Origin of the sequence: Bacillus sp. JJ722 (assembly GCF_036963345.1) — a bacterium.
GTDB lineage: Bacteria > Bacillota > Bacilli > Bacillales > DSM-1321 > Bacillus_AD.
Window position 1 is genome coordinate 3,375 of the sequence record NZ_JBALMO010000148.1, and the last position, 12,673, is coordinate 16,047.

Here is a 12,673-nt window from a genome sequence, read left to right on the forward strand (position 1 = left end):
GAATCGCTTATCAGCTCTTCGTGTTTCCTTTATCTCATACGAAGTGCGTAAGTCTCATACGGTGCTGAACGGGCGCGACTTTCGCTTTTGTTCCTATTAGCAGCGCTTATTCTTCTTCGTGTAATTCATTTAATAGCTCTATTAAAGTTAGGTTAATTGCATAGAGAACGTACAGTGCAATTAGCAAAGCAGGATAACCGATACGTTCACCTGTTTCCGTTGGAACTAGTCCTCTTTTCAGTTTTAAGTCGATATGTAAATCTGCTAAGGTTTGAAGTCCTTCTTGTTGACTATCTACGATTGAAGAAAGAGCGATAAATGGAATTTGCTCATTTATCAGTTGATGAGCTAGTTGAAGGGCATCTTCATCATGACTGTGACGTGAAACAAGTATGACACGATCAACAGGAGATAGGCTGACAAGTCGATTGTTAACGAATAATGGTTTGCAATGAGGAATAGCCTCATCACCTTCTATCGCTTGAGAGAGTACACCCTGCATTTCTTTAAAACCATGAATATAAATGCCCCCATCACTTATAGCAGCTTGTGCAAGTAAACGAGCAGCATCTTCAATTATAAATTCATCTTCCGTAATGTTTTTGAAAATACCGTTTAATTGAGTAGTAAATATTTTTAGCATTGTGAAAGCTCCTTTAAAATATACTACGAGCATTATAAAGGATTGATATGCAAGAAGCGAATATTACTGTTGTTAATTAATGATGAATGACGAGAATTCCTTTATAAAATGAAGGATTTACGCAATAATACACGAATAATGTATACTGAGGGTATATGGAGAGAGAGTTTAGTAGTGGGTAAACACGAATAGGAGATTGGAAGGGGTGTTTGGATGACGGGGAAAATTTTAATTGTAGACGATCAATATGGAATCCGAATTCTATTAAATGAAGTTCTACAAAAAGTTGGTTATAAAACATATCAAGCTGCTAACGGAGTTCAAGCGTTAGAAATTGCCAAGGAACATTCACCTGATTTAGTTCTTCTGGATATGAAAATTCCGGGGATGGACGGAATAGAAATCTTGAAGAGAATGAAGGACTATGATCCAAATATTGCGGTAATTATTATGACTGCATATGGAGAATTGGACATGATTCAAAAAGCTAAGGATTTAGGAGCTATTACGCACTTTGCCAAACCTTTTGATATTGACGATATTCGAAATGCAGTCAATAAATATTTGCCGATTGAGGCAAAATGAGAGTGATGAAAACGAATACAAGTAAGAAAATTTAAACTTTAGACAAATAATAGAGGAAAAGTGATAACAAAATTTACCGATGCCTTGGAACTCCTTGAGAAATTCAAAAACTATTGGTATTCTTAAAAGTGGAATAAATGTTGCTCCCGTACGATTTTTTTGTTCGTATATTATACATAATTTTAAGGGAAAATTGTATAAGGGAACACTGTTTCTATACAGTGGGAACAGTTATAACATTAAGGAGGAAATAGAATGCCTTTAGTTTCAATGACTGAAATGTTAAACAAAGCTTTAGAAGGTAAGTATGCGGTAGGTCAATTCAATATTAATAACCTTGAGTGGACTCAAGCTATCTTAGCTGCTGCTGAAGAAGAAAAATCACCTGTTATCCTTGGAGTTTCTGAAGGTGCTGCACGTCATATGGGTGGCTTCTACACTGTAGTAATGATGGTTAAAGGTTTATTAGAAGATATGAAGATTACAGTTCCTGTAGCTATCCACTTGGATCATGGTTCTTCATTCGATAAATGTAAAGAAGCAATCGATGCAGGTTTCACCTCTGTAATGATTGATGCTTCTCACCACCCATTTGAAGAGAACATTGAAACAACTAAAGCAGTTGTAGAATATGCTCATTCAAAAGGTGTTTCTGTAGAAGCAGAATTAGGAACTGTTGGTGGACAAGAAGATGACGTTATCGCAGAAGGCGTTATCTATGCTGATCCTCAAGAGTGTAAAGAACTTGTTGAAAAAACAGGTATCGATTGCCTAGCTCCTGCATTAGGTTCAGTTCACGGTACTTACAAAGGTCTTCCAAACCTTGGATTCAAAGAAATGGAAGAAGTTCGTGACTTAACTAAAATTCCATTAGTATTACATGGTGGTACTGGTATTCCTGAAGCTGATATCAAAAAATCTATCTCTTTAGGTACTTCAAAAATCAACGTTAACACTGAAAACCAAATTGCTTTCGCGAAAGTAGTTCGTGAAGTGTTAGCTGCTGATGCTGATATCGTTGACCCACGTAAATTTATCCAACCAGGTCGTGAAGCAATCAAAACGACTGTAACTGGTAAAATCCGTGAATTCGGTTCAAGCAACAAAGCTTAATATAACAAGTTAATAAAACCGCCGTTTGAGGCGGTTTTATTTGTATAACATAGTTGATTCGCAAACTTTAAAAAATTCGCGTTGAAAGGTAAGAATGTTTTATTTTTATGTAGCATTACTTTTTTGAATATATTTTTGTATACTATTATCAGAAAATATTGTTTATAAAGGAGATTTTTAAAAATGAAATTTTTTATCGATACAGCGAACTTTGAAGAAATTAAAGAGGCACATGCATTAGGAGTTATTTCAGGTGTTACAACGAACCCATCGCTAGTAGCGAAAGAAAACGTTTCTTTCCATGATCGTATTAAAGAGATTACATCTTTAGTAGAAGGCTCAGTAAGCGCGGAAGTTATTGCCACTGATTATGAGGGAATGGTTAAAGAAGGTCGTGAACTTGCTGCGATTAGTCCTAATGTGACGGTTAAAGTGCCGATGACACCAGACGGATTAAAAGCTGTTCATACTTTTGCACAAGAAGGAATTAAAACGAATGTGACGCTAATCTTCAGTGCTAACCAAGCATTGTTAGCAGCGAGAGCAGGAGCTTCATATGTGTCGCCGTTTTTAGGGCGTCTTGATGATATCGGCCAAAACGGTATTTCACTAGTAGCTGATATTGCACAAATCTTCGCCATTCATGGTATTGAAACAGAAATCATTGCTGCCTCTATTCGCAACCCAATGCATATTACGGAAGCAGCGTTAAATGGTGCACATATTGCAACAGTACCTTATAAGGTGATTATGTCACTATTTAATCATCCGTTAACAGACAAAGGTATTGAAGCATTTCTTGCAGATTGGGAAGCTAAGAAATAAACTTATAAATCTAAATCCGTTAAAAATTTAAGCATATGTCATAAAATAAGTCATAGGGGGGCTTTATTATACCTATGACTTATTTTTATATTTTTTTCTATATTCATACATGACTTTTTATTTTTTGTGTAAACTAGAAATTATATAGAATGTCAGTGTATAATCTTTTTTACTGGTAAACATTGGTTAGTGTATTCTGATTAACCTATTATGCAAGTGCATAGTGTAGAAGGGAGTAAATTATGGACAAGCTTAAGATTGCTGGCGGATACCCTTTAAAAGGAACAATTAGAGTTAGCGGAGCAAAAAACAGTGCTGTTGCATTAATTCCTGCGACAATTTTGGCTGATTCTCCGGTTACAATTGAGGGGTTACCTGATATATCAGATGTTGAGATTCTCAAAGGATTGTTAGAGGAAATTGGAGGTACGGTTCAATTTCAGAATGATGAAATGACAGTTGACCCAAGTTCAATGATACCTATGCCTTTACCTAATGGGAAAGTAAAGAAATTACGTGCTTCTTATTATTTGATGGGGGCTATGCTAGGTCGGTTTAAAAAAGCTGTAATCGGTCTTCCGGGCGGTTGTTATTTGGGACCAAGACCGATTGATCAACACATAAAAGGATTTGAAGCACTTGGTGCTCAAGTTACCAATGAGCAGGGTGCTATTTACTTACGAGCAGACGAGCTTCGTGGGGCTCGCATATATTTAGATGTTGTAAGTGTGGGTGCGACTATCAACATTATGCTTGCTGCAGTATTAGCAAAAGGTCGTACAGTTATCGAAAATGCGGCAAAAGAACCTGAAATAATTGATGTGGCAACATTATTAACGAATATGGGAGCTAAAATTAAAGGCGCAGGAACTGATATCATCCGCATAGATGGTGTGGAGAAGTTAAGCGGCTGCCGTCACACGATTATACCTGATCGGATTGAAGCGGGTACATTTATGATTTTAGCTGCAGCTGTTGGTGAAGGCGTTCTAGTTGATAATGTCATTCCGCAGCATTTAGAATCTTTAATCGCTAAGTTACGAGAAATGGGTGTTTCGATTGAAACACGAGACGATCAAGTTTATATTTCACCTGGTAGTAAATTGAAAGCAGTTGATGTGAAAACACTCGTATATCCAGGATTTGCTACGGACTTACAGCAACCTATTACAACTTTCTTAACAAAAGCCGAAGGATCGAGTGTAGTAACAGATACGATTTATGGAGCACGATTTAAACATATAGATGAGTTACGCCGTATGAATGCTAATATCAAAGTAGAAGGCCGCTCGGCTATTATTAATGGACCTATTCAGCTCCAAGGAGCCAAAGTTAAAGCTAGTGATTTAAGAGCTGGAGCAGCGCTTGTTATTGCTGGATTAATGGCAGAGGGTATAACAGAAATTACAGGTGTTGATCATATTGATCGTGGTTATAGTCAATTAGTGGATAAATTAAGTGGATTAGGTGCTACTATTTGGCGTGAAAAGTTAACATTAGATGAGATTGAGCAATTAAAAAGTTTATAATATATCGACTATTCCCCCTTTTATAAGAGCAATGTGTTATTATATATAAATAAATAGGTTATACTCATAAACTCTTTGGAGGGAACATAAGTGGAAAGAAGCTTATCGATGGAACTTGTTCGTGTAACAGAGGCAGCTGCATTAGCTTCTGCGCGTTGGATGGGAAGAGGAAAGAAAGATGAAGCTGATGGAGCTGCAACTTCAGCTATGAGAGATGTATTTGATACAGTTCCAATGAAAGGAACAGTTGTTATAGGTGAAGGAGAAATGGATGAAGCTCCCATGCTATATATTGGAGAAAGGCTTGGGACAGGCTATGGTCCACGTGTAGATGTGGCAGTGGACCCGTTAGAAGGAACGAATATCGTAGCATCTGGAGGTTGGAATGCGTTAGCAGTACTTGCGATTGCTGATCATGGAAACTTGTTGAACGCACCTGATATGTATATGGACAAGATCGCAGTTGGACCAGAAGCAGTGGGGAAAATCGATATTCAAGCTCCTGTAATGGATAATATTAGAGCGGTTGCGAAAGCCAAGAATAAAGATATTGAAGATGTAGTAGCTACGATTTTAAATCGTCCTCGTCATGAAAAAATTATTCATGAATTAAGAGAAGCGGGCGTTAGAATCAAGTTGATTAACGATGGTGACGTAGCAGGTGCATTCAATACAGCTTTCGATCAAACAGGTGTAGATATTTTATTAGGTTCTGGTGGAGCTCCTGAAGGCGTAATAGCTGCAGTTGCATTGAAATGTCTTGGAGGAGAAATTCAAGGTAAACTACTGCCGCAAAGTGATGCAGAGTTACAAAGATGTATTTCTATGGGGCTAGATACGAACAAGATTTTATTAATGGAAGATTTGGTGAAAGGCGACGATGCAATCTTTGCAGCTACTGGTGTTACAGATGGTGAGCTTTTACGTGGGGTACAATTTAAAGCACATTATGCTGAAACACAATCTGTGGTAATGCGTGCAAAATCGGGTACTATTCGCTTCGTTGATGGGCGTCATAGTTTAAAGAAAAAACCGAATCTTGTAATTAAATAAATTTCAATATATAGACAAATATTAGGCGGAGCATTGAAATTCATAAAAGAGGGTAGTGTTTTCTACCCTCTTTTTATATGCTTGAAAAGTTTTGTTATCAAAAAAATATTTATTTTTTGAATATTTTTAAGTAAAATAGACGATGTTGAATGTATGCGGTAAAAGGAAAGTATGCAATAAGCTCCGGTTTTTTGGTGGGAGTTAGTGTTGAACAATTTCTTATATAGCAGTAAAATAAAGATGCAATATTAAAGTATTATTTTAAATCTGCAACTTACTCCTAATCTTCAAAAATTACTTGGCGAATTCCTTCAATTAATTCTTCAATTAAACGCTTTGTTATGACCCTTAACAAACAATAAGGCAAGCTGAATATTTGATGAAAAGCCAATTATTATTGCTATTAATATAAAGTGTGGTGTACTAATGAATTTAACTATTTCTCATTTAGAACACATGAAGCTGAAAGAGCTTTATGAGTTAGCAAAAGAGTATAGAATTTCGTATTACAGTAAATTAACTAAAAAAGAACTGATTTTTGCCATCCTTAAAGCACAAGCAGAACAAGATGGCTTGTTGTTTATGGAAGGTGTATTGGAAATAATTCCCTCGGAAGGGTTCGGTTTCCTTCGTCCAATAAATTATTCACCTAGCTCAGAGGATATTTATATTTCTGCTTCACAAATTCGTCGTTTTGACCTGAGAAACGGTGATAAAGTTTCAGGAAAAGTAAGACCTCCGAAAGAAAATGAAAGATATTATGGTCTGCTTCATGTAGAGGCTGTAAATGGTGATGATCCAGAATCTGCTAAAGAACGTGTACACTTTCCTGGTTTAACTCCGTTATATCCAAACCGTCAAATCAAATTAGAAACAACGCAACGCAACCTTTCAACACGAATCATGGATGTACTTGCTCCAGTTGGTTTTGGTCAGCGTGGTTTAATCGTTGCACCTCCTAAAGCGGGTAAAACAATGCTTATTAAAGAAGTAGCTAATGCGATCACGACAAACCATCCTGAAGCCGAATTAATCGTTCTGCTGATTGATGAGCGTCCAGAAGAGGTTACTGATATTGAGCGTTCTGTTGCTGGTGATGTGGTTAGTTCGACGTTTGATGAATTACCAGAGAACCATATTAAAGTGGCCGAGCTTGTATTAGAAAGAGCGATGCGTCTAGTTGAGCACAAGCGTGATGTTATTATTCTAATGGACAGTATTACGCGTCTGGCACGTGCATATAATTTATATATTCCACCAAGTGGTAGAACACTTTCAGGTGGGATTGACCCTGCTGCGTTCCATCGTCCAAAACGCTTCTTTGGTGCCGCTAGAAATATTGAAGAAGGCGGAAGTTTAACGATTTTAGCAACAGCCTTAATAGATACAGGATCACGTATGGATGACGTGATTTATGAAGAGTTTAAAGGTACAGGGAACATGGAGCTTCATTTAGATCGTGCATTAGCTGAGAGAAGAATCTTCCCTGCTATCGATATTCGTCGTTCTGGAACACGTAAGGAAGAATTGCTTATACCAAAAGACCATCTTGATAAATTATGGGCAATTCGCAAAACGATGTCAGATTCACCAGATTTTGCTGAACGCTTTTTACGTAAATTACGTCAAACTAAGAGCAATGAAGAATTCTTCAATATTCTTGAGGGCGAAATGAAAGGTGGAAACACGAGGAGAAATCGTGGGGAACAATAAGGAAACTTGACGTCTCCTTATGTTTACTTAATTTGTAAAAAAACAAGTAAGAACACAACATAAAGTTGCAAATTACTTTTTGCCTTGTTATAATAAAAAACATGTTTGACTGAACGGTAGAAGTCGATTTTACCTTTCAGCAATAACTCTGTTTCAGGAAATGAATCAGGGCGGAAGGAGATGTAGATCATGAAAGCAGGAATTCATCCTAATTACAAAACAATCACTGTTAAATGTGCTTGTGGTAACGAATTTGAAACTGGTTCAGTAAGAGAAGAGATGAAAGTTGAGACTTGTTCTGAATGTCATCCATTCTACACTGGTCGTCAAAAATTTGCTGAAGCTGGTGGACGTGTTGACCGCTTCAACAAAAAATACGGTCTTAAATCGCAACAACAATAATCTTTACAAATGTTTAAAGACAGGCAAGCAGTTTTCCTTGCCTGTTTTTTTTCGGCTATAGATAGTGAAATAAAACACAATTGAGCAGAATTTATACGAAATTTGCTCATTTAGGGTATTTTAAAGCCCTTTTAAAGCGGGATAAAATTATTGGCAGCCTATGTCGTAAGAAGGTTCTACATAGGAAGGAGAGAGGTATAAGGTGTATGAAAGTAAGCAAGCAGGATGGATGGAGCTAATTTGTGGTAGTATGTTTTCTGGAAAATCAGAAGAGCTGATTAGAAGAGTTCGTCGTACACAATTCGCTCGCCAAAAGACAGTAGTATTTAAACCAGCAATTGATAACAGATATGCTGAAGAAGCTGTTGTTTCTCATAATGGAACGTCTGTAATGGCGAAATCTATTGTTAAATCAACAGATATCTTACTTCATATTGATAAAGATTTAGATGTAATTGCTATTGATGAAGTACAATTCTTCGATGAAAAAATTATAGAAGTTGCACAGCAACTTGCAGATAGTGGGTATCGAGTAATACTAGCTGGTCTTGATCAAGACTTCCGTGGGGAGCCGTTTGGACCTGTACCTACATTAATGTCTCTTGCAGAGAACATTACAAAGTTACAAGCTGTTTGCGCAGTTTGTGGTAGTCCTGCTAGTAGAACACAACGATTAATTAATAATGAACCAGCGAACTATCATGACCCAATTATTTTAGTTGGCGCATCTGAATCATATGAGCCTAGATGCCGTCACCATCATAAAGTCCCTGGAAAGAAAACGAAATCTAATCAATCGATTGATCAAGTAATGTAAGTGTTAGAATAAGAATGTAGAGCTCTGTGTTGACAGAGCTTTTTTTTAAGATTTTGACGTTCATTCTTTGGGTATATATAATAAAAGTTATATGGAAAAAATTCGAGGTGAATACGGTGTTAGATCGATTACAGGCAGTTGAAGATCGTTATGATCGTTTAAATGAGCTTTTAAGTGACCCGGAAATAGTAAATGATCCTAAAAAGCTAAGAGAATACTCTAAAGAACAATCCGGCATTCAAGAAACGGTAGAAACATACCGTGAATATAAAGTAATTCGTGAGCAATATAATGATGCTAAATCGATGCTTGAAGAAAAGCTTGATGCAGATATGCGTGAATTAGTGAAAGAAGAAGTCAGTGAATTAGAAGTGAAGAAGGAACAGTTAGAAGAGCGTCTACGCATCCTTCTTATTCCTAAAGATCCGAATGATGACAAAAACGTTATTATGGAGATTCGCGGTGCAGCGGGCGGAGATGAAGCAGCTCTATTCGCGGGGAACTTATACCGTATGTACAGCCGTTTTGCTGAAATGCAAGGTTGGAAAACAGAAGTTATTGATTCTAATCCAACCGGTTTAGGTGGGTACAAAGAAATTATCTTCATGATCAATGGACAGGGTGCATACTCTAAGTTGAAATTCGAAAACGGTGCGCATCGTGTACAACGTGTTCCCGAAACAGAATCAGGTGGCCGTATTCATACATCAACTTCAACAGTAGCGGTATTACCAGAGGCTGAAGAGGTTGAAGTAGATATCCATGAGAAGGATATCCGAGTAGATACGTATGCTTCATCTGGTGCTGGTGGACAAAGTGTTAATACAACAATGTCGGCTGTTCGATTAACACATATTCCAACAAATACTGTTGTAACGTGTCAAGATGAGAAGTCACAAATTAAGAACAAAGAAAAAGCGATGAAAGTATTACGTGCGCGTGTATACGATAAAATTCAAAGTGAAGTGCAAGCTGAATATGATCAAAACCGTAAGTTAGCAGTTGGAACAGGTGATCGTTCAGAACGTATTCGTACGTATAACTTCCCGCAAAATCGTGTAACGGATCACCGCATTGGTTTAACGATTCAAAAGCTTGATCAAATTATGGAAGGTAAACTTGATGAAGTCATTGATGCTCTTATTATTGAAGATCAAGCAAGTAGGCTTCAAAGAGAAGGTGAATAACCTATGGCGAAAAAAGTATACGAAGCCCTCAATTGGGCTTCGTCTTTTTTAAGAGAAAACAATCGTGATGAGAATGCTGGAGAAATATTGTTGCGACACTTTATGAATTGCTCACGTTCTCATTTATTAGCAAGCTTGCATGATGAGGTAGAGACTTCTGTATGGCTGCGCTTTGAAGAAAGTGTTCATCAGCATGCACAAGGAGTTCCTGTACAATATATGATAGGATCCGAAGAGTTTTATGGAAGAGAGTTTTCTGTTAATCCGGAGGTGCTTATTCCACGTCCAGAAACGGAAGAGTTAATCTATAATACTTTGCGGAAAGTGCCCACATTGTTTAAGGATCAAAAGAATATTAGCTTAGTCGATATTGGAACAGGTAGTGGCATTATAGCGATTACGATGAAACTTGAGCAACCTGAATTCGATGTTACAGCAACAGATGTGATGCCAGGTCCTTTAGAAATAGCAAAAAAGAATGCAGCTACATTGCAAGCGAATTTAACATTTGTATCAGGTGATTTACTTCAGCCTTTCATTCAAGAGGGGAAGAAATTTGATATTGTTCTATCAAATCCTCCATACATCCCTGAAAGTGATGCAGAAAGCATGTCAAATGTGGTGACGGATCATGAACCTCATACGGCTCTATTTGCTGGTGAAGATGGTTTAGATTTATATCGACGTTTTGCCGAGGAATTACCATTTGTATTGAATACTCCTGGCTTGGTTGGTTTTGAAGTAGGTGCTGGTCAGGGAAATAGTGTTTCATCTCTCATGCAAGCAGCATTCCCAAACGCCTCAGTAACGGTTGAATATGATATTAACGGCAAAGATCGCATGGTTTTTGTTGAAGTACCAGCTTATTAATTAAGCTGGTTTTTTCTATGTTTACAAAAGTATATAAGGTTTACTTTTTTAACTGAGAGTCAAACAATCTAAAAAGGATTGGTGCTGGTTCTTCTTTATTTTCTGTTTTTTGGTAAAATTATAAATAAAAACAGTTAGTGGGTGGGGAATTGCTAGGATACCTACGATTATTCGCTTTTTTTCTCATATGGATTTTATTCTTTATTGAGCAATCTTCTAGTAGTTTGTTAGTACTTTATTTGTTTGTATGTACATTTTCTTCGCTCTTTTATTATTTAATGATGCCAACCCGGTATAGGGTATTTTTACAATATAGTCAGGTGCTGCTTTTGTGTGGGCTGTTGGTCATAAGCCAAAGTGAAATCGTTATTTTTATTTTGTTGTATACACATATCGAGTCTTCATCATATATGTCTGTGAAGAAATTTCATCTTCAAGGAATCATCATTACTTTAATGCTCATAAGTTGTTTACAGTTTAGCTCTATGTTGACAATGGAGCGCTGCTTGCTAATCGCAATGGTTGTTTTATTTAGTGTGTTTTACAAACATAAGCAAGAAGACTATAAAGAAAAAAATGAGTTATATGATGGGCTGTTACGTGAATATCGTTTATTAAAGCGCCATGCGTACAAGAACGAAAAAATTGCTCGTCTGGAAGAGCGAACACGGATTGCACGAGAAATTCATGATGTAGTTGGGCATAAACTAACATCTTTATTGATGTTGTTGCGAATAAATAGCATGACAAAAGATGTTGAATATGAAAACGTCGTACTTCTAGCTGAAGAAGCGCTACATGAAACACGAAAAGCAGTACAAACTTTACAAAATGATGAGTCTGGTGGAATCGCATCAGTCTTACAATTAATTAGAAAGCTTGAATCAGAAAGTCATATTTATATAGCTTTTACGACAGAGAAAGGAATTCTATCAGCTAATTTATCTAATAATCAAAGCGTTTGTTTGTATCGGGTTCTTCAGGAAGCTTTAACAAATGCAATGAAACATGCTCACTCACGAGAAGTGGAAGTGAAGTTAAGTAAGAATGCCATCGGCTATATTGAATTTATCGTTACCAACAAAATAGTAGAACAAAAGGGATTCACATTTGGATTCGGTTTAAACAATATGAAGAAACGAGTGCAGGAATTAGGTGGAGATATTCTTGCATATTATGAAAAAAATCATTTTGTTGTAAAGGGTTCATTCCCGGATGAAAGGAGAGACCGAGATGGTGCGAGTTATGGTAGTTGAAGATCAAAGTATAGTGAGGCAAGGTATTTCAATGATGCTTCAATCGCATGGATTACAAGTAGTTGCAGAGGCTGTGAATGGGCAGGAAGCCATCGAACAATTAAATAGTGTCGATGTGGATTTGGTTATGATGGATATTCGTATGCCGAAGATGAATGGTTTAGAAGCAACTCGTATTATACATAATCAATGGCCACATATAAAAATCATGATTTTAACAACTTTTAATGATGATGAATATGCAGTAGAGGCTTTGAAAGAGGGAGCTAGTGGATATTTATTAAAAACAGCAGATAGTGAAAAACTTGTAGCTGCTGTGGAAAGCTGTTTAAAAGGAGGAATGCCGATTCAGGAAGAAGTCACTGCTCGTGTTATTCCCAAATTACTACATAGTTCAGCTCCAGAAGAGATTCATATTCCATTAACTCCTAGAGAATTAGATATTACCAAATGCATTGGTTTAGGAAAAACGAACAAAGAAATTTCCCAAGAACTATTTGTGTCGGTTGGTACAGTAAAGAATCATATCACAGTAATATTACAGAAGTTAGAATTACGAGATCGGACACAATTAGCAATTTATGCTGTCAAGAATCATATTTCTTAACACTTATTTAAACTGCCTTAGGGCAGTTTTTTGGGGTAAATAAGAAAGTATATAGCGCGGTGTCTAGCTCCAG

General features: G+C 36.9%; 13 protein-coding genes. 12 read left to right on the top strand and 1 reads right to left on the bottom strand.

What is annotated here, in order from left to right; all coding sequences use genetic code 11:
• Window positions 1-106 precede the first annotated feature (106 nt).
• Window positions 107-643 (bottom strand): DUF2529 family protein, encoded by a 537-nt coding sequence (locus V7014_RS17570; RefSeq protein WP_335508759.1) that lies wholly within the window; start codon window positions 641-643, stop codon window positions 107-109.
• Between the two features lie 213 nt (window positions 644-856).
• On the opposite strand from V7014_RS17570, the gene V7014_RS17575 reads away from it, so the two are divergent.
• From V7014_RS17575 to V7014_RS17630, 12 genes are all read left to right on the top strand, one after another.
• Window positions 857-1,228 carry a response regulator gene (locus tag V7014_RS17575; RefSeq protein ID WP_335508761.1) on the top strand — a complete coding sequence of 124 codons (372 nt, stop codon included), beginning with the start codon at window positions 857-859 and terminating at the stop codon, window positions 1,226-1,228.
• 255 nt (window positions 1,229-1,483) lie between these two features.
• Window positions 1,484-2,341, top strand: a complete 858-nt coding sequence (locus tag V7014_RS17580) for a class II fructose-bisphosphate aldolase (protein WP_335508763.1) — start codon at window positions 1,484-1,486, stop codon at window positions 2,339-2,341.
• 183 nt (window positions 2,342-2,524) lie between these two features.
• Window positions 2,525-3,166: a fructose-6-phosphate aldolase gene (gene fsa / locus V7014_RS17585; RefSeq protein WP_335508766.1), complete on the top strand. Its 642-nt coding sequence runs from the start codon at window positions 2,525-2,527 to the stop codon at window positions 3,164-3,166.
• Window positions 3,167-3,408: 242 nt separating this feature from the next.
• Window positions 3,409-4,695, top strand: coding sequence for a UDP-N-acetylglucosamine 1-carboxyvinyltransferase (locus V7014_RS17590; RefSeq protein ID WP_335508768.1), 1,287 nt, complete (start codon window positions 3,409-3,411; stop codon window positions 4,693-4,695).
• Between the two features lie 90 nt (window positions 4,696-4,785).
• A complete protein-coding gene (gene glpX, locus V7014_RS17595) occupies window positions 4,786-5,748 on the top strand; it encodes a class II fructose-bisphosphatase (protein ID WP_335508770.1) in 963 nt (320 codons plus the stop codon).
• A gap of 426 nt (window positions 5,749-6,174) precedes the next feature.
• Window positions 6,175-7,461, top strand: a complete 1,287-nt coding sequence (gene rho, locus V7014_RS17600) for a transcription termination factor Rho (protein WP_335508772.1) — start codon at window positions 6,175-6,177, stop codon at window positions 7,459-7,461.
• A gap of 189 nt (window positions 7,462-7,650) precedes the next feature.
• The gene (gene rpmE, locus V7014_RS17605) at window positions 7,651-7,863 is read left to right on the top strand and encodes a 50S ribosomal protein L31 (protein ID WP_335508774.1); all 213 of its coding nucleotides are present in this window, start codon (window positions 7,651-7,653) and stop codon (window positions 7,861-7,863) included.
• A 202-nt stretch (window positions 7,864-8,065) separates the two neighbouring features.
• Window positions 8,066-8,680: a thymidine kinase gene (locus V7014_RS17610; RefSeq protein WP_335508777.1), complete on the top strand. Its 615-nt coding sequence runs from the start codon at window positions 8,066-8,068 to the stop codon at window positions 8,678-8,680.
• Between the two features lie 116 nt (window positions 8,681-8,796).
• Entirely contained in the window at window positions 8,797-9,867 is a 1,071-nt protein-coding gene (gene prfA, locus V7014_RS17615; protein WP_335508779.1) for a peptide chain release factor 1, read from the top strand.
• Between the two features lie 3 nt (window positions 9,868-9,870).
• The gene (gene prmC / locus V7014_RS17620) at window positions 9,871-10,737 is read left to right on the top strand and encodes a peptide chain release factor N(5)-glutamine methyltransferase (RefSeq protein ID WP_335508781.1); all 867 of its coding nucleotides are present in this window, start codon (window positions 9,871-9,873) and stop codon (window positions 10,735-10,737) included.
• A 410-nt stretch (window positions 10,738-11,147) separates the two neighbouring features.
• Window positions 11,148-11,993, top strand: coding sequence for a sensor histidine kinase (locus V7014_RS17625; protein WP_335508783.1), 846 nt, complete (start codon window positions 11,148-11,150; stop codon window positions 11,991-11,993).
• Window positions 11,971-12,600, top strand: coding sequence for a response regulator transcription factor (locus V7014_RS17630; RefSeq protein ID WP_335508785.1), 630 nt, complete (start codon window positions 11,971-11,973; stop codon window positions 12,598-12,600). Before V7014_RS17625 ends, V7014_RS17630 begins: the two co-directional genes overlap by 23 nt.
• Window positions 12,601-12,673: the final 73 nt, after the last annotated feature.